The organism is Paenibacillus sp. 2TAB23 (genome assembly GCF_052115165.1).
Classification (GTDB): Bacteria; Bacillota; Bacilli; order Paenibacillales; family Paenibacillaceae; genus Pristimantibacillus.
In genome coordinates this window covers 355366-373447 of sequence record NZ_JBFRGD010000001.1, presented here as the reverse complement: position 1 = coordinate 373447, position 18082 = coordinate 355366, and the positions used below count along the sequence as shown (strand labels likewise).

The following is an 18082-nucleotide window of genomic DNA, read 5'->3' as shown; positions in this document are numbered from 1 at the left end:
TAATGGCTGAAATTATAGTACCAGAATTAGGCGAGTCCATTTCAGAGGGCACGATTACCAAGTGGTTCGTGAAGGAAGGCGACTCCGTCAATCAAGGAGATGTCCTGCTGGAGCTTGAAACCGATAAAGTAAACATCGAGATTAGCGCTGACAACAGCGGCGTTGTATCCCGTATCGCGAAGCAAGACGGAGATGTTGTATTAGTAGGCGAAGCAATTGGATCGATCGGCGAAGGAGCTGGCGCCTCCGCGCCAGCAGCCCCTGCGGTAGAGACAGCTGCGGTTGCAGCTCCAACACCTCCTGCAGCAGCGGCAGTTGCAGCACCAGCTGCGCAAGCGGCTGCTCCTGCCAGCGACAGCGCGGCAGCGATCAACGCATCTCCGGCAGCGCGCAAGCGTGCCCGTGAGCAAGGCATTGATCTTTCGCAGCCGCAAGGACAAGCTCCTGCAGTAGCGACGCCTGTCAAATCAGCTCCGCTTACGCAGGCTGCTGAGCCAGCAAACGCAAGCAAAGAAGGCAAGCCGACTGAACGCAAACGGATGTCGCGCCGCCGGGTTACGATTGCTAACCGCCTGGTTGAAGCACAGCGTACGGCAGCCATGCTGACGACGTTCAACGAAGTGGATATGACAGCGATTCTTGATCTTCGGAAACGCCGCAAGCAAGCATTTTTCGAGAAAAATGATGTGAACCTTGGGTTTATGTCATTCTTTACGAAAGCGGTAGTTGGAGCGCTTAAAGCATTCCCGCTGCTTAACGCAGAGATTGACGGCGAAGAGATCGTTACGAAAAAATTCTATGATATCGGCATAGCGGTTTCGGCTAAGGAAGGTCTTGTTGTTCCAGTCGTTCGCGACGCGGACCGCCTAAGCTTCGCTGAAATCGAGAAAAACATCGTTGAGCTTGCCGGCAAGGCAAGATCCAACACGCTTGCGATCTCTGATCTGCAAGGCGGAAGCTTCACCATCACGAACGGCGGCGTTTTCGGCTCCTTGCTGTCGACTCCGATTCTAAATGCGCCGCAGGTTGGTATCCTCGGTATGCATAAGATTCAAATCCGTCCGGTAGCGATTGACGATGTACGCATGGAAAACCGTCCGATGATGTATATCGCATTGTCATACGATCACCGTATCGTAGACGGCAGCGAAGCAGTTCGCTTCCTTGTAACCGTAAAGGCTCTGCTTGAAGATCCAGAAGCGCTTCTTCTTGAAGGCTAATCACCACCGCTAAACCAATAGAGGCTGACCGTGTAGTAGAGAATTCTACTAATGGTCAGCTTCTTTTTTGTATTCAGATTTTTGTATACAAGGCTGTGCTATAAAAATAAATCGAAAAAAACGGAATATCGTTTATAATAATCGATTTTCTGACATACAAGATTAATTGGCGGCAATGTTTTTTTATTTTAAATCTTAAAGTGGAGCAGGAAGAGGGCAGAAAATGTTGAACATTACAATCAAGCAAAGTTATTTGTTGGATGAGGTGGCTTAGGACAGATGGAGAGCATTCAAATGAACAAGCAGTTGAGAGAAAGCGAAGACAGATACGAGAATTTAGTCCATATGATGTCTGACGGTCTCATTATTTATTGTGAAGGTTGTATTGTTCTGGCTAACCGTTCGTTATTAAGCATGATTGGTGTTGATCGCTTGGATGAAATTGTGGGGCTCCCGATCAAAAGCTTCGTTCATTCCGAATATTTGGAGCAGTTCACGGCTAATGTACACTATCTAATCAGGGAAGCTAATCCAACTGTCTTCATGAATTACAAGCTGCTTCGACGAAACGGTGAAACGTTTGAAACGGAGCTCAGTGCGGCTAATGTTACCTATGACGGAAAGCCCTCGGTCCAGCTTATCATTCGTGACATCTCTAACCGAATTCGGATGGAAGAGTCTTTGTTCGAGAAGGATTTTTTATACAAAAGCTTGATGGAGAACGTCGTAGCTGGCGTTTTCGTAGGGCAGCAATATAATCTCATATATGCCAATCCTTATTTGGCAGAGCTATTCGGATATACAGTCGATGAGCTGCTCGCTTTATCCCCAGACTGCTTTATTCCAAAGGAGGAGCTTTCCCGCATTCAAAACGAAGTGCTCGAGGGGATGGTTAGCGGAGTGACCCAGTTTGTCTTGCGATTAAGCGGGAAGAAAAAAGACGGAAGCACCATCTTTCTGGAAGGGAACAGCTCCGTCATTATGCTGGACGGACAGCCTTCATTGCTTGGTACTGTGCAGGACGTAACCTTTAAGCTTGAGAAGGAAAAGCTGCTGAAGGACAGCGCAAAGCTTTATCAAAAGATGATTAAATTCGTTCCCGAGCCGATTGTTCTGAGCGACCAGGGCGTCATTGTGTACGCCAACAAGCTTGCTCTGCAGCTTATCGGACTGGATGAGAATTGCGAGGTTTCCGGTAAAAGCATATTCGATTTTATTCATCCGGCTCAGCACGGAATGGTCGTAGAAACGGTGCGAAAAATTATGGCATCGGATGATCCTTCTCCATTCCAAGAGCGCATTATCATTTGTCCGGATGGACGGCAAATGGATGTGGAGCTCTCGAGCATCCGGATCAATAACTATATGGGCAAGGACGTGATGCTGAGTGTAATTCGAGACCTGACTGATCGCAAACGGTCGGAGGAGATACTGATTCGATCCGAAAAGCTCTCTGCGATTGGACAGCTTGCTGCAGGCGTCGCGCATGAAATCCGTAATCCGTTGACTGCATTAAAAGGTTTTACACAGCTTCTGAGTGCTAAATACCCGGAGCATCCGCATTATTTTACGATAATGTCGAATGAAATTGATCGAATCACGCTAATCGTGAATGAATTCATGACACTAGCGAAGCCCCACTTCACCCAGTTCCATGATGAGCCGCTTGAGCCTATCCTTAATAGTGTGCTTTCTATCCTGGAAACGCAGGCCATTCTATTGAATGTGGAGCTTAAGGTTTGCTTAGACCAGACTGCACCTACCGTATTTGGCAATGCCGATCAACTGAAGCAGGTGTTTCTCAACATTATAAAAAATGCCATTGAGGCGATGCCTCATGGCGGAGTGGTACAGCTATCCGTTGCTACTAAGGACGATGGAAACGTGTTGATTCGGATTAAAGACGGCGGGCCCGGTATTCCCGAGGAGCTCATTAAAAAGATAGGTGAGCCCTTTGTGACTACCAAGGAAAAGGGGACCGGTCTTGGCATCATGATCAGCACGCGAATAATCGAGGCGCATAAAGGCACTCTGAAGCTAAGCAGCGTCGTTAATGAAGGAACGGTCGTCGAAATTATTTTGCCTATACAGGAAGCCAGCTGAATCAGTATCCAGAGGTGCTCAGCGCTTGCTCGGCATCAGCCTCCGTTGTCATCCGTTTGCGTTTATGGTGAAGTATGAAATAAATAACGGATGAAGCGGCGATAATAACGGCACATAGCATATACATAGCACGGTAGCCGTAGCCGGATGCGAGTGCTCCCAGCGAATAGGAGCCAATGCCATAGCCTAGGTCAAACAGTAAATAAAAGGTCGCGGTAGCGAGGCCTCTTCTGTGTACAGGTGCTGCAAGTACGGCAATCGTCTGAAAGCAGGGGAGCAGAGCACCATAGCCGAGCCCGATAACGCCGCCAGACAAGAGCAGCGATGCAGGAGAGCTGGCTTGACTGAGCATCAGCATGCCAACCGTAAAGATGACAATGCTCGGATACACGATTACATGCTCACCAACGCGATCGAGCAGTTTCCCGATAATCGGACGCGGCAGCACAATCATAATGCCAAAACAGACGAAAAAATAGCTCGCATACTGATCAAGCGCCTGTTCTTGCGTATAAACGGACATAAACGTAACTAGTCCGCTGTACGCAAAGGCGACGACAAAGCCGCTAAGGGCGATCGGGATGGCTTTCCGTTCTACAAGATCACGCCAGTGCAGCTTTGCTTTCGGCATTGTATCCGCAGAAACGTTATTAGCGGAGCTTGAGCGTAGGACATCCTTTTGCCGTTTCGTAGAAGCCCCAAGAACAAAGGCAATCAATGAGCATAATGCGCACAAAATGAACATCGCGGTAAAGCCGCCATGCGTCGTAATCGTCAGCCCTGCAAAAGGTCCAATGACCATCGCGAGGCTCATGAACAAGCTGAAATAGCTGATGCCCTCGCCTTTGCGATGCTCTGGAATAATGCCGATTGCCGTCGTATTCGTAGAAGTCGTTGCGATAGCAAACGTGCCGCCGTGAAAAAAACGAACGAGCAGCAGCATAGCATAGCCAAATACGCCTAAATATGCGACTGAAAACAGTAAAAAAAGCAATAAAGACATGATCACGATTTTACGTTCGCCATATCTGGCCATCAGCTGCCCTGCGAATGGCCGAAGGAGCACGGAAGCTATTACAAAAACGGTCATGGATAGGCCAGCCTGCGTGCCAGTGCCTCCAAGCCCATCGGTTACATATACGGAAAGAGCAGTCGCCAGCGTATAGAATGAAAAAAACAAGAAAAAGCTGCTTAAGCATATTTTGATGAAGTCGGCGCTCCATAATTTATTCGTATTCAATGCGAGTTCCCCTCTCAGCTGCTGATCAACCATGTTTTACAGATTGAGCGTTTTATTGTATGCCAGAATTATGAATGACTTTGTCCATAAAACGCATAAAGGCTTTAATTTCATCCGGTGTGATGCCAGTTAACATTTGTTGAACATACTCCCTTTCAATAGGTGCAAGCTCTATTGCGCAGCTTGTGCCGCTGTCGGTAATATAGATGAGCTGCGAGCGGCGGTCATTCGGATTTGCTATTCGCTTAACGAGCGCTTTGCGTTCAAGCTGATCAACTAAGCGGGTGATGTTGGCAGGGTCCTTATCGGTACGCATAGCCAGATCCTTGTGGGAAATTCCATCATGCTCACTCAGACACATTAAGAGTGTAAATTGCTCGGGCGTTACGTCATGATGTTGAAAAAGCTGCTGCAGCCGCTGATTCAGCCGGCGCCCTGTATTGCTGATTACGTAACCTACGGATTGTTTTAATTCCAATTCCTTCACCTGCTTTGGTTATATAGTTGATATAACAATAATACGCTTATCAACTAAATGGGTCAAGAGCGCCAATCCTCGGTTTCGGATTAACGCTTATTCGGCAGGCACGGAATGGAGTTGATTCTGCTTGCGATATTGCTCAGGCGTGAGGTCGGTATGAAGCTTGAAAGCGCGGCTGAAATGCGAAGGATGCTTAAAGCCGACCTCGTAGCCGACGTCAGTAATGGACTGGTCACCGTCAATCAGCTCGATTTTGGCTTGATAGATTCTCCGCTGCATCAGAAATTGAAAGATCGTGCTGCCGGTAACCTCTTTAAATGTTTTGGCCAAATAAAACTTGCTGAGATGAAGCTCTGTTTGAATGCTCTCCAGCGTAATTTCTTCCTGATAATGGCTGTCTAGATAAGATATAATCGCTTGGACATGCAGCTGCTTGGATGAAGGGAAAGTAGACTTTTCCTTCATCGGTTTCTGACACAGCTGATTGATTAGAATCATGAAGTCGAGCAGCTGCGCTTGAAAGCGTTGGGTCGAGAACGAATCCTTCTGCGCATAATGCAGCTCTAACCGATTAATAACCGCTTCGACCTCTGTTTTCTCTGACCCGCGCAGCTGAAGCCTAACATTTTGCAGCTTGCGGAACGGCTCGAGCAGATCGGCAGCAAAGGGCGGCTGAATAAATTGTTTGAAATAAAAAGGGTCAAAGTGCAGCGTGGAGCGATGGTACTTCACCTCAGGGTCGACATGGGCGCGATGCAGCGTCATGCCGTGCATAAGCAGCAGGTCACCAGGCTCAAGCACATAGATACGGTCATTTATAAGATAGTTCACTTTTCCGCCATGGAAATAATAGACTTCATAATGAAAATGGGTGTGATACGCCACATGGGCATTATAATCCGAGCTGGTGCCCATCGTGAACGGTACGCTAATCTGGTGCTGGATGCTCATCCTGTCACTCCCCTCGTAAATATCATCATTATACACCAACCACAGTCAAATAAAAGAACAAACAGGATAACGCGGATGAAGTCGAACGGAACGCAAAGTGATACCATAAAGGCAAGTAACTGTAAGCAGTAAGCGCAACCATTCATTTTATAATAAAGGGGCGGCATCCGGATGCAGATCGTTCGTTTGGGGATTATTGGGCTTGGCAATATGGGAAAAGGACATATCCATTATTTAGTCAATGGTGAAGTGAGCGGCGTAGAAGTAACGGCTGTCAGTGATGCGATCGAAGCAAATCTTGCGTGGGCCAAAGAAAAGCTGGGCGATCAAGTTGGATTGTATCTAGATCCTCTCAAAATGATGGATTCCGGCCTAGTGGACGGCGTTCTCATCGCTACTCCGCATTTCTCGCATCCGGAGCTTGCAATCGCTTGCTTCGAGCGCGGACTTCATGTTCTATGCGAGAAGCCGGCTGGCGTATACACGAAGCAGGTTCGCGAAATGAATGAGGCGGGCAGTAAAGCGAACGTGAAGTTCAGCATGATGTATAATCAACGGACGAATCCCCTATATGTGAAGCTGAAGGATATGATTGATGCAGGCGAGCTAGGGGAGATTAGAAGAACGAATTGGATTATTACGAATTGGTATCGCTCTCAAAGCTACTATGATTCAGGGACTTGGCGGGCTACCTGGGCTGGTGAAGGCGGAGGCGTATTGCTCAATCAAGATCCGCATCAGCTTGATTTGTGGCAATGGACGATTAACATGATGCCTAAGCGCGTCCGTGCCTTTTGTTATTTCGGCAAGCATCGCAATATCGAGGTTGAGGACGATGTGACGGCATTCGTTGAATATGAGAATGGTGCTACCGGCGTGTTCGTAACGACGACGGGTGAAGCTCCAGGTACGAACCGGCTTGAAATCAGCGGTGACCGCGGCAAGGTCGTCATCGAAAACAATGAATTAACATTCTGGCGACTTCGCGTGCCGGAGCCGGAATTCAATAAGGAGTATAAGGGCGGCTTCGGCCAGCCGGAATGCTGGAAATGCGAAATCCCGGTGCAAGGTAGCTACCCGGATCATAAAGGCATTACGCAAAACTTCGTGAATGCGATTCTGTTCGATGAGCCGCTGATCGCACCTGGCGAAGAGGGGATTAAAGGACTTATGCTCTCTAATGCAATGCTTCTCTCCACGTGGACGGATAACTGGGTTGACCTGCCGATTGACGAGGAGCTGTTCTATCAGCATCTGCAGGATCGGATTGCGAACTCTTCCTTTCAGAAGGAGGCGGTTAGCAAATGAGTAAAGCAGACGGCATGAAATATGCGCCTAAAGGAAAGCCGAATAAGGTAGTGGAAGAGGGACAATTCATTATTTCTGCGGTGAGTCTTGATCACGGGCATATTTATGGCATGTGCAATGGGCTAATCGAAGCGGGTGCAGTATTGAAATGGGTGTACGATCCCGATCCAGCAAGAGTGGAGGCATTTATCCGTCAATATCCGCAAGCGAGAGCTGCGGCTTCGGAGGAGCAGGTGCTGTCCGATCCGGAAGTGCAATTGGTGGCCGCGGCCGCTATCACATCGGAACGCGGGCCGCTTGGCGTGCGCGTCATGCGCAGCGGGAAACATTACTTCACGGATAAAGCACCGTTTACGACGATTGAACAGCTGGAGGATGCGCGTACAGCCTATTCGGAGACAGGCAAGAAATATGCCGTCTACTACAGTGAGCGGCTGCATGTGGAGAGCGCCGTATTTGCTGGCCAACTAATTGAGCAAGGTGCGATTGGGCGTGTTGTTCAGGTGATCGGACTTGGACCGCATCGCTTGAATGCGGGAGCCCGTCCGGCTTGGTTTTTCGAGAAGGAAAAGTACGGCGGCATTATTTGCGATATCGGATCTCATCAAATCGAGCAGTTCCTGTACTACACGGGAAATCAGAATGCTGCGGTCGTGAACAGCAAGGTTGCCAATTACGCTAACAAGGAATATCCGGAGCTAGAGGATTTCGGCGACATGAACGTCGTTGGAGATAATGGGGCAACCGGTTACTTCCGCGTTGATTGGCTCACGCCGAATGGGCTTGGCACTTGGGGCGACGGGCGTACGCTCATCCTCGGAACTGAAGGCTATATCGAGATGCGCAAGTATATCGATATCGCACGGGAGGCGGATGGTGACCAGCTGTATTTGGTGAATAGTGACGGCGAGCAGCATATGAAGCTGGGCGGCAAGGTCGGCTTTCCCTATTTCGGCCAGCTCATTCTGGATTGCTTGAACGGCACGGAAAATGCGATGACGCAGGAGCATACGTTTAAAGCGGCGGAGCTTTCGCTGCTGGCGCAGAAAAATGCGGTACGAGTAGAATAAGGAGATGTTCATTTGAACATAGAGAGCTGCCTGCGGTCATTATGTGCAGGCAGCTCTTTTTATATAAGCAGGATGTTATTTTTGCATCGTTTTCTTCATCTCATAAACATGAAAGAAATCTTCTTTGACAATGACGGACATTACGGTTGTTTCCTTCTTAAAGAAATGGGCATGTCCCATCCGTTCTTCCTTCTGCTCAATCCAGCCGAGCCTCTCAAGCTCCTCGAAATAGTGCATCGGCGGATATAACCCCTGCAATCCTCCAACGTCTTTAAGATTATATTTCATTCCCTTTAAAATATTGGGGTTACCGAACTCCGTTTCCTCAGGCTCAGCTTGCACGGGGACAATAAAATCATTGTTTACAGTGGATGGTTTATAACCTGCATTCTCATCATAAAAAGGATCAGATCCGCCTGAACACGCCGTAAGCATTCCAAGCAGCAGGATGGATTGCCAAAGCTTCATATTGTGCGGCACCCCTTCATAAAAGTTTGGATTAACCGTTGTCTTATTAGACGAGTTTCTATCCAAAAAGTTACAGAGGCGTGAAGGCATGTTATATTGATTCGGAAGAGCATAATTGAACATCACACGAGTAAGCGGCTCGATGGTTGAGGTGAAAAGAAAGATGGATTCTTTTATCGATCACATTTTAAAGGATAAGAACGTTGCATTGGAATTAACAGAAAATAGGATGTTCGAGGTTTACAATGCAGTTAAGCATACAGATATCGAGGGTGAGGTTTGGAGTAAACTGTCTTTAAGCTATGGCGAGCCATTTCCCCAACCTATTGTCATGGATCTTATTGATCGGAAAATAGCCCTCGTGGCTATAGGCCACACTAGACAAGAGCATCAAGTGATGTGGAGATTAGCAGAGCTGGTAGATGAAGCTTTGCTAACGTTAGCGATTGATATGTACACGATAGAAAGTTTTGAAATAGATTCAATGGCTTCACTGCTAAATAAGTTTTCCGGGAACAGATGGATGTTGGAGACGCTGATTTTTAAAAAACCTTCATCGCTGGAGAAAAGATCATTGCTGGAATCAGCGATCCAACAAAATAGCCATTCCGTTGACTTGCAGCGGCTTATGATCGTTTTGGATCACGCTGAACTTGCCAGCCGTTCTGAATTGACAAACGAACAATTTTATTTTCTTTTTGAGACGAATGAGCCGAAAGTATGGCTTTCATTATCTCAAAATGTAAATACACCTGAAGCTATATTAAACAAATTATTAGGTGTAGCAAATATAAAAAATGCAAAACAAATAAGGCATGCAGCAAGAGCAAGCCTCGCCAAACAAAAAGTATAAGGGAGCTTAGCTGAGATGAAATAATGGTTCTGTATTTAATTTATATGTAGGTGGCAGAACATGGGGTTCAATTAAACCTATTTAGGAAATAGCGTGGGGTATTGAAGGAAACGGCTGTTACGAATAAATGGGAAGGCTGCCGGTAATCGACAGCCTTCTGTATACAAAGCATCCTGCTTGAGTCGGTACAATAATTCAGTCCGAAGGATAACACACACGTGTCCGAGTTGTTTAATAGTCATTTGCTATTCATATGCCTGTTCATATGCCAATGCTTAACCTGAATCATCTGATTTCGATCATACGTTCAAGATTAAGGTTGCAAAGTCGGCCTAATAATAATTTCGTTGATTCCGGTATCTTCGGGCTCATTGATAGCATAGGCGATGGCTCCAGCGATACGATAGGGAGATATGCTGAGTGCGGTGAAATGGCTCGCCATGGCTTGTACCTCCGGGCTCTTCACGGTATGAAGCAATTCCGATTCCGTGATGCCTGGAGAGATGATCGTCGAACGAATACGGGAGGTAGGCGATTCTTCTACGCGCAGTCCTTCCGAAATCGCTCTAACCGCAAATTTGGTCGCGCTGTATACAGCAGAGGTTGGATGAACCTCATGGCCCGCAACGGATGAGATATTGATAATGTGGCCTGATTGTTGCTCGCGCATCGTCGGCAGAACCGCCGCAATGCCATGCAGCACGCCTTTAATATTCACATCGATCATCTGGGTCCATTCCGCTACTCTCAGCTCATTGAGCCGTGAAACGGGCATAGTTCCTGCATTATTCACGAGCACATCGATACGTCCGTATTGATCCAATGCGAATTGTGCCAGCTTCTGCATATCCTCGGAGGAAACAACGTCTGCCTGTATATAAACGGCTTCTCCGCCATCTTGTTTTATTTCGTTCACAATCGTTTTCAATCGTTCCTCTCTTCTTGCGGCTAACACTACTTTTGCTCCTTGTTGGGCCAATAGCTTGGCTGTTGCTTCCCCTATCCCGCTGGATGCTCCGGTAATGATAACGACCTTAGGTTGTACTTGTTCCATTCTTATCTCTCCTTAAATAGATGATGTGGATATTTTTTCAACGAACGTTGATTAGTTGACGCTCGTTGATTATTATTATAAAGAGAAGCAAGGAGAGTTCAATCGCTATTGTAATCGCTTTTGTTTCATAAACAACATAAGGAATGAAAGTGTTTATTAACACGGGAGGTCAGTAACGTATGGAATTCGCACCTAAATTGGATCGTCGGGTTATAAAAACGAAGGAAGCGATTAACAAGGCGTTTTTGGAGCTTTTTTCTGAAAAAGAGTTGGAGCAAATTACGATCAATGATATTTCGGAACGGGCGAACGTCAATAGAGGAACTGTCTATCTACACTATAGTGACAAATACGATTTGCTTGATAAAAGCATTGAGGAGCATTTAAACAAATTAATTACTTTTTGCAGTGCCAATGAGACAAAAGTGGGGGATGGAACGCTCATCAGCGATCTGCTGCCCGTATTCGTTTATTTCGAAAAAAATTACATGTTCTTCTCCGCTATGCTCTCCAATCAGAGAACAACTGTATTCCGGGCGCGTCTGCTTGCGTTCATATCAGCGAACGTGAAAGAGAAGCTCCACAAGCAAGAGCCGCAATCCGATATCGACAATGAGCTGAAAGCACAGTTTATGGCATCGGCTTTCGTCGGAATGGTGGAATGGTGGATTCAGCATCAAATGCCGCATTCGACATCCTTTATGGCGGAGCAGCTGTGGAAGCTTTTTGCTAAGAACGACATCTTTCCGGATCAATAAAGATGCGATGCTCGAAGAGAATGGGATTGACCGTATTTCCGGCGCTGTTGCATATCCAAGTTTTCTTTCGATAGCAGTAGGAGCATACGTGCCTGTTAGTGAGCAATCATGTGCAGTTTTTGTTAATAGTAATCGTTTCGATCTTGACCAATGCAATGGTGACTGCTATACTATAAAAGCGTAATGATTACTATTAGCTGATTTCATCAGCTTTTTTATTGCTATTTAATCGTAATGATAACGTTTAATTAAAGACAGTATGGAATAGAAAAGTAGAGGTGCTTCATGACAACAAACAAAATTCCAGTAACGGTATTGAGCGGTTATTTGGGCGCTGGAAAAACAACAATAATGAATCACGTGCTTAATAATCGCAATGGCCTGAGAGTTGCTGTTATCGTAAACGATTTAAGCGAGTTAAATGTGGACGCCGCTCTCATAAAAGATGGCGGTGGATTATCCAGAACGGAAGAGAAGCTGGTAGAGATGTCCAACGGCTGTATTTGCTGCACACTCCGAGAGGATTTGCTGATGGAGGTTGAAAAGCTTGCCAAGGAAAATCGGTTCGATTATATCCTGATTGAATCGACTGGCGTTGGAGAGCCGGTACCCGTCGCGCAAACCTTCTCGTATATTGATGAAGAGCAGGGCATCGATTTGACGCAATTCTGCCGACTGGATTGCATGGTTACGGTCGTTGACGCCTATCGCTTCTGGCATGATTATTCATCAGGCGAAACGCTGCTGGAGCGAAGCCAAGCTGTCCAAGCAGATGATACGCGCGAGGTTGTGGATCTGCTTATTGATCAAATCGAGTTTTGTGATGTCCTTATTCTGAACAAATGCGACTTGGTTGATGAGGAGGAGTTGATCGAGCTGGAGGGCGTTCTTCGGACACTGCAGCCCCGTGCGAAGCTCATTCGCGCCTCAAGAGGCGAGATTGACCCGAAAGCGATTCTAAACACCAGCTTGTTCGACTTCGAGGAAGCAAGTCAATCCGCTGGGTGGATGAAGGAGATGGCCGCTCCTGCGCATACGCCAGAGACGGAGGAATACGGGATCGCATCATTCGTTTATGAGCGTACAAAGCCCTTTCATCCGCAGCGGCTTATGGAATGGATGGAGGAATGGCCGGAGGAGGTTGTCCGTGCCAAGGGCATGGTATGGCTGGCTACGCGGAATGATTACGCCCAGAGCCTAAGCCAAGCGGGCCCTTCCATTCAATTCGGCCCTGCAGGCCAGTGGGCAGCTGCACTTTCTGACGAGGAGCGGGCAGCAGTGCTGCGAGAGGACCCTGAGCTTGCACAGCTATGGCATGAGAAATATGGAGACCGGATCAATAAAGTAGTTTTTATCGGGATAGAGATGGATCGTACGAAGCTGGTTGACTCTCTGGACAGCTGCTTGCTCAGCGACGGAGAGCTTGATCAGGACTGGGATTCGTTTCAGGATGACTTTCCGAATGCTGCGACCGAGCAAATGGAGTCCTTGGTTCACTAGAAAGGCTCGCGGTATGGACGCAATGAAGCGAAAACGGATTTTTTTGCAGGAGGTGAATGCAATGAGAGTGATTATTACGCTTGCTTGTACGGAATCGGGTGACCGCAACTATACGACGACCAAAAACAAAAGAACGACACCGGAGCGGCTGGAGGTTAAAAAATACAGCCCGCGACTCAAACGTGTGACTGTGCACAGAGAAACAAGATAACAGAACAAGAGCAGAACAAGAGCAGGACAAGAGCAGGACAAGAGCAGAACAAGAGCAGAACAAGAGCAGGACAAGAGCAGGAGACTGGACGTACGCGTTCAGTCTTCTTTGCGTTCATCCAGCAGCGTGGGTTAAGAAGCTTCATCCAAATTATTAATTGACAGACGTGGCTATCATTGGTACCATATGCGCATAAACGCGTGTTCACAGTCGGGGGTATGGGATTGACTAAAGAAATAAACAGCACGGAAATTGCGAAGCTGGCGGGTGTGTCCAGAAGCACGGTAAGCAGGGTTATTAACAATTATGCCAACGTACCTGAACATACCAAGCAAAAGGTCATGAAGGTTATTCAGCAGCACAATTATTATCCGAATTTATCGGCACAGGTGTTGGCTGGCAAGCGGACTCGAACGATTGGACTGTTCATGATCGATTCGGGCCGTGTGTCAGGCGACAGCATTTCGAGCTTGCTGCTTGCGCGAATCATTGAAAGCGCTTCTTCTCAAGGCTATTACGTACTGACGCATATCGTGAGGGATATAAGCGAAAAAGAGGAGATTCGTACGATTAAGGAAAGCTTCTACCAACGAAGAATCGACGGAGGGATTTTCATTGGCGCTGCCAACCAGGAGCCATTGATTGAGGAGCTGATCGAGGAGGGCTTTATCGTTGCGATTGTTGATCAGCATCTGCCTGGTCGAGAGAAGCCGAATCGGCTGGTGTTCAATTTCGATAATGAAACAGGCGTGGGCCAGGCGGTTGATTATTTGGTATCCATGGGGCATCGCCGAATCGGCATCATTAACGGTGATATGAACAGATATTCAGGACCGTCCAAGCTGCAGGGCTTTCAGCGCGCAATGGCGAGGCACAAGCTCGAGGTGAATTCGGAATGGATGCTGCCCGGCGATTTCAATGAGTCGAGCGGTTATAAGGCGATCAAAGATTTTTTGATAGAAAAGCGGGAGCTGCCTTCCGCGCTATTTGCAGCGAATGACAGTGTCGCTTTCGGAGCAATTCGGGCGTTGAAGGAAGCAGGTATACGGGTTCCGCAGCATATATCCGTGATCGGCTTCGATGATCATTTTCGGAGTGAGCACCATCGTCCTGCCTTAACGACGATTCGAATTGATTTTGCAGGCATGATGGATCAATTGACGAAAGCGTTAATCGCAGCCATCGAGCATGGTTCGACTTCCACCAAACAAGCAACAGCTGATACGGCTTTGGTTGTAAGGGAGTCCTGCCAAAGCATCGCGATTGATTAGCTGGCAGCATAAGGACGTAAGCACGGATAAGTAGATCGTTCAAGCGATATGAAATGAGGTGAGAGGGGGGATCGTCATGTAACGTAAGCAAGCTGTAGTGTAGTTCACGCATGTGCAACGTTCAAGAACGATTACGATAACCGATAAGGGGAAGATAAACGTGGACAAAAATGTACTTGGAACTCGAACAGTTACACAGATTGGCTTGCTGGTAAATGACATTGACGAAACCTCTCAGGCATATGCCGATTTTTTTGGCGTGGAGAAGCCCGATTGGTTCTGGACGGATACGGTAGACAAAGCGCAAACCGAATACAAAGGAGATTCGTCGGTTGCCCGCGCAAAGCTTGCTTTTTTCGATATGGGAGCGCTGCAGCTTGAGCTTATTGAGCCGGATAAGCATCCAAGCACATGGAGAGAGCATCTTGATAAGCATGGTGAAGGCCCTCATCACATTGCCTTCGTCATTGACGGCATGAAGGATAAGGTAGCTCTCATGGAGAAAAACGGCATGGCCCTTGTGCAAAAAGGGGAGTATACCGGCGGGCGCTACGCCTATATGGATTCGTTCAAGCAGCTGAAGGTTATGCTTGAATTGTTGGAGAACGATAAGAACGAATGATGCTGAGCAGCCAGAGCATCGTATATGGCTTGTGAATGGATAGGAGGAAAATAACCGAATGAATCTATTAATTACAGGGGCGAACCGAGGATTAGGACTTGCGCTGGCAAACGAAGCTTGCGAACGCGGACATCATGTACTAGCAGGCGTGCGCAGCCCAGGCTCATCTGCGGAAGGCCTGCTCAAGCTAGCCTCAGCTTTTCCAGAGAAAGTAACCATTGTACCGCTTGACGTTACGGATGAACAGTCTGTTCGCTATGCATATGAGCAGGTTGCGAGCCGATACGATAGGATTGATGGGATTATTAACAGCGCGGCTATTCTGCTTGGCAGGGAACAAAAGCTCGGAGAGCTTAATCTGGAGCAGCTGGAGCAATCGTTCCAGACCAACTTATTCGGTCCGATAGCGGTGCTTAAGCACTTTCTCCCACTGCTCGTTAATGGAGAGAAACCGACTGTTATCAACATCAGCTCGGAGGCCGGAAGCTTTGCAGGAGCATATGGCGGGGACTACTCCTACGCCATGTCCAAGTCGGCATTGAATATGTTCTCTGCCCAGATTCGAAACGAGCTGGCGCCGCATGGCGTCCTTGTCCATGCACTCCATCCCGGCTGGATCAGAACGGATATGGGCGGTGACCAGGCTCCAGGCGATGCGGCTAATTCCGCGAAGGGCATTCTAGATATAGTTGAACGCAAGAAAGCGGCGGATGCCCTGTTTATCGACCATACAGGAGCGCCAATGCCATTATAATCGTGAGCAAATAGCGAAACAGACTCGGATTTTACGTATAGCGTCAAGCGAAACAGACTCGGAATTCATATATAGTGTCATTAAAAAAGCTGCGAGACTGGGTCATACGACCAAGCCTCGCAGCTTTTGATTTACAGCTTATAGATAAACGGCTTTGCCTGTTTTGGAGGATTCATAAATCGCTTCAAGAATTTGAGAAACGACAAATGCTTGCTCCGGCGTTACGACAGGATCGGTATCCTCGTCGATTGCTTTCAGCCACATTCTCATTTCAAGATCGGCATCGCTCTCGGTTTTGCCATCGAAGAAAGCAACTCCGCCTGCTTTCAAATCAATTTGCGTTGTGAACAAACGGCTGTGTTTTTCTCCATTGACGCGAAGTCCGTCTTTCATATCCGCTCCGCCTTCAGTACCCGATAGCGTACATTTCGCCTCGTCAACCTCAAGCGTGTTGAGTGCCCAGCTGGATTCTAGTACGATTGTCGCGCCGTTCTCCATGACGATCATCCCGAATGCGGAATCTTCAACCGTGAATTTGGCTGGATCCCAAGGTCCCCAAGCGTTAGCAGCATTCTCTTTCTGAGAAAGCTTATGGTAGGACGTACCGAGTACAACCTTCGGCTTGTAGTTGTCGAGCATCCAAAGCGTCAAATCCAAAGCATGGGTACCGATATCGATTAGCGGGCCGCCGCCTTGTTTCTCTTCATCGAGGAATACGCCCCAAGTCGGTACGGCACGGCGACGAATCGCATGTGCTTTGGCGTAATAAATATCGCCGAGTTCGCCGGCAGCGCAAAGCTGCTTCAAATGCTGGCTGTCCGGACGGAACCGGTTATTGTAGCCAACCGTAAGCTTCTTGCCGGTACGGCGAGAAGCATCGAGCATGCGCTGTGCGTCATGAGCGGTTTTGGCCATCGGCTTTTCGCTCATAACATGCTTGCCTGCTTCGAGTGCTGCGATGGAAATATCCGCATGCGAATCGTTAGGCGTACATACATGGACGATTTCGATGGACTCATCTTTCAGCAGCTCGGTGTAATCCGTATATACACGTGCGCCTTCGGCACCATACAAGCCTGCTGCTTCAAAAGCACGATGCTCGACGATATCACAGAAAGCGACGATTTCAACGTTGTCTAGCTTCTTCAGGCTCGGCAAATGCTTGCCGTTGGYAATTCCGCCGCAGCCGATAATAGCGAGTTTGTAAATTTTGGACATGTTAAGCAGCCTCCTAATAGTTCCAAATAGTAGTCATTGCGGTTGTGGTTGTCGTGCGCTCCTCCGGTACTCGGAGGGGGTTAGGCCAAATTTCTTGCGAAATACGGCATGTAAGTAATTGCCGCCTGCAAAACCGGCAAGCTTCGCGATCTGCTCAACGGATTGCTCGCTTTCCTGCAGCTCACGGCACACGACCGCCAATCGAATATCCTCGAGTATGCGGCTAAAGGTATGTCCGTGATGAAGCTCCTTGAATAGCCTTTGAATATGCCTTGAGCTTAAGTTAAGCTTGTCCGCTACATCCTCAAGCGTAATGCTGCCGTCATAGTTCGCATACATGTATTCCAAGGCGAGCCGATACCGGTAAGCCTTCATGTCGCGTGTTGGAAACTGCTTCTGCTCGCTCGCCTTGTCGTAAGCGCGTACGGCTCTCAGCAGAATTTGTATGACGGTTTGCTTAATGGTTGTATAGCTTCCGACGAAATTGTCGTTGCATGCCTGATAGGCTTCCAGAAAGCGGGGCATAGCTTGGTGCAGGTCTGCAGTCGGATAGAGCGGAAGCATCCTAAGCTTCTCAATGCAGTCGCGGGCTTCAGCAGCTTCCCACTCATCATACGAATGGGAACCCGTGTCCGGATGATCCGGATTCCTGTCGATAATATCGACATGCAAGCATAGCTCATCCATTGCCTCGAAGGCATCTGCTTCCTGGTAATGCATAATGTCTGGTCCGGTCAAATAAAGCATGCCGGGCTTCAAAGCGAATTCCTGGTCAATCAGTATGACCTTTCCTTTGCCCTGCGGGATGAAATGAAATTCATACTCGGCATGCTTGTGGAACCCGATGACTCGTCCGGGAGGAAACTGCGTTAAATGGAAGCGGAGCACATGGATGTCGTATTGTCCCCACCGAATGCACAGCTCCAGACGCTCAAGCGCGTCCTGGCGATCATGCATAATTTCGTAAGGAAAGTTGGGCATGCTGCTTCCTCCTCGGCGC

18 protein-coding genes are annotated in these 18082 nt (G+C 47.9%); 11 read left to right on the top strand and 7 right to left on the bottom strand.

All coding sequences use genetic code 11. The annotated features are described in order from the left end of the window. Positions 1-2: 2 nt before the first annotated feature. A complete protein-coding gene (gene odhB, locus AB4Z29_RS01660; RefSeq protein WP_441941420.1) occupies positions 3-1220 on the top strand; it encodes a 2-oxoglutarate dehydrogenase complex dihydrolipoyllysine-residue succinyltransferase in 1218 nt (405 codons plus the stop codon). A gap of 279 nt (positions 1221-1499) precedes the next feature. Then, complete coding sequence (locus tag AB4Z29_RS01655) at positions 1500-3323, top strand: PAS domain S-box protein (RefSeq protein ID WP_441941419.1); 1824 nt, start codon at positions 1500-1502, stop codon at positions 3321-3323. Position 3324: 1 nt separating this feature from the next. Here AB4Z29_RS01655 and AB4Z29_RS01650 read toward each other — a convergent pair whose 3' ends face one another. The 3 genes from AB4Z29_RS01650 to AB4Z29_RS01640 form a co-directional block, all read right to left on the bottom strand. Then, a complete protein-coding gene (locus AB4Z29_RS01650) occupies positions 3325-4563 on the bottom strand; it encodes an MFS transporter (protein ID WP_441941418.1) in 1239 nt (412 codons plus the stop codon). Between the two features lie 52 nt (positions 4564-4615). Next, the gene (locus AB4Z29_RS01645; protein ID WP_441941417.1) at positions 4616-5041 is read right to left on the bottom strand and encodes a MarR family winged helix-turn-helix transcriptional regulator; all 426 of its coding nucleotides are present in this window, start codon (positions 5039-5041) and stop codon (positions 4616-4618) included. A 96-nt stretch (positions 5042-5137) separates the two neighbouring features. Further along, the gene (locus AB4Z29_RS01640; protein WP_441941416.1) at positions 5138-5995 is read right to left on the bottom strand and encodes an AraC family transcriptional regulator; all 858 of its coding nucleotides are present in this window, start codon (positions 5993-5995) and stop codon (positions 5138-5140) included. 171 nt (positions 5996-6166) lie between these two features. On the opposite strand from AB4Z29_RS01640, the gene AB4Z29_RS01635 reads away from it, so the two are divergent. Together AB4Z29_RS01635 and AB4Z29_RS01630 are read left to right on the top strand one after the other, a co-directional pair. After that, positions 6167-7303, top strand: a complete 1137-nt coding sequence (locus AB4Z29_RS01635) for a Gfo/Idh/MocA family protein (RefSeq protein ID WP_441941415.1) — start codon at positions 6167-6169, stop codon at positions 7301-7303. Continuing rightward, positions 7300-8373, top strand: a complete 1074-nt coding sequence (locus tag AB4Z29_RS01630; protein ID WP_441941414.1) for a Gfo/Idh/MocA family protein — start codon at positions 7300-7302, stop codon at positions 8371-8373. The genes AB4Z29_RS01635 and AB4Z29_RS01630 overlap by 4 nt, the downstream gene beginning before the upstream one ends. Positions 8374-8448: 75 nt before the next feature. Here AB4Z29_RS01630 and AB4Z29_RS01625 read toward each other — a convergent pair whose 3' ends face one another. Next, positions 8449-8841, bottom strand: a complete 393-nt coding sequence (locus tag AB4Z29_RS01625) for a hypothetical protein (protein WP_441941413.1) — start codon at positions 8839-8841, stop codon at positions 8449-8451. A gap of 142 nt (positions 8842-8983) precedes the next feature. On the opposite strand from AB4Z29_RS01625, the gene AB4Z29_RS01620 reads away from it, so the two are divergent. After that, on the top strand, positions 8984-9694 hold the full coding sequence (locus AB4Z29_RS01620; RefSeq protein ID WP_441941412.1) for a hypothetical protein: 711 nt from the start codon (positions 8984-8986) through the stop codon (positions 9692-9694). Positions 9695-10007: 313 nt separating this feature from the next. Here AB4Z29_RS01620 and AB4Z29_RS01615 read toward each other — a convergent pair whose 3' ends face one another. Beyond that, positions 10008-10748 (bottom strand): SDR family oxidoreductase, encoded by a 741-nt coding sequence (locus AB4Z29_RS01615; RefSeq protein WP_441941411.1) that lies wholly within the window; start codon positions 10746-10748, stop codon positions 10008-10010. Positions 10749-10927: 179 nt separating this feature from the next. Here AB4Z29_RS01615 and AB4Z29_RS01610 point away from each other — a divergent pair, with 179 nt between their 5' ends. The 6 genes from AB4Z29_RS01610 to AB4Z29_RS01585 all read left to right on the top strand — a co-directional run bounded on the left by AB4Z29_RS01610 (position 10928) and on the right by AB4Z29_RS01585 (position 15864). Then, positions 10928-11506, top strand: a complete 579-nt coding sequence (locus AB4Z29_RS01610; RefSeq protein WP_441941410.1) for a TetR/AcrR family transcriptional regulator — start codon at positions 10928-10930, stop codon at positions 11504-11506. 285 nt (positions 11507-11791) lie between these two features. Continuing rightward, complete coding sequence (locus tag AB4Z29_RS01605; protein ID WP_441941409.1) at positions 11792-13006, top strand: GTP-binding protein; 1215 nt, start codon at positions 11792-11794, stop codon at positions 13004-13006. A 61-nt stretch (positions 13007-13067) separates the two neighbouring features. Next, complete coding sequence (gene rpmG, locus AB4Z29_RS01600) at positions 13068-13217, top strand: 50S ribosomal protein L33 (RefSeq protein ID WP_138752655.1); 150 nt, start codon at positions 13068-13070, stop codon at positions 13215-13217. 224 nt (positions 13218-13441) lie between these two features. Then, on the top strand, positions 13442-14488 hold the full coding sequence (locus AB4Z29_RS01595) for a LacI family DNA-binding transcriptional regulator (protein ID WP_441941408.1): 1047 nt from the start codon (positions 13442-13444) through the stop codon (positions 14486-14488). A 160-nt stretch (positions 14489-14648) separates the two neighbouring features. Further along, positions 14649-15110 (top strand): VOC family protein, encoded by a 462-nt coding sequence (locus AB4Z29_RS01590; RefSeq protein WP_441941407.1) that lies wholly within the window; start codon positions 14649-14651, stop codon positions 15108-15110. 58 nt (positions 15111-15168) lie between these two features. Then, on the top strand, positions 15169-15864 hold the full coding sequence (locus tag AB4Z29_RS01585; protein WP_441941406.1) for an SDR family oxidoreductase: 696 nt from the start codon (positions 15169-15171) through the stop codon (positions 15862-15864). Between the two features lie 138 nt (positions 15865-16002). On the opposite strand, the gene AB4Z29_RS01580 is transcribed toward AB4Z29_RS01585, so the two are convergent. After that, a complete protein-coding gene (locus AB4Z29_RS01580) occupies positions 16003-17082 on the bottom strand; it encodes a Gfo/Idh/MocA family protein (RefSeq protein ID WP_441941405.1) in 1080 nt (359 codons plus the stop codon). 33 nt (positions 17083-17115) lie between these two features. Continuing rightward, on the bottom strand, positions 17116-18063 hold the full coding sequence (locus AB4Z29_RS01575; protein ID WP_441941404.1) for a helix-turn-helix domain-containing protein: 948 nt from the start codon (positions 18061-18063) through the stop codon (positions 17116-17118). Positions 18064-18082: the final 19 nt, after the last annotated feature.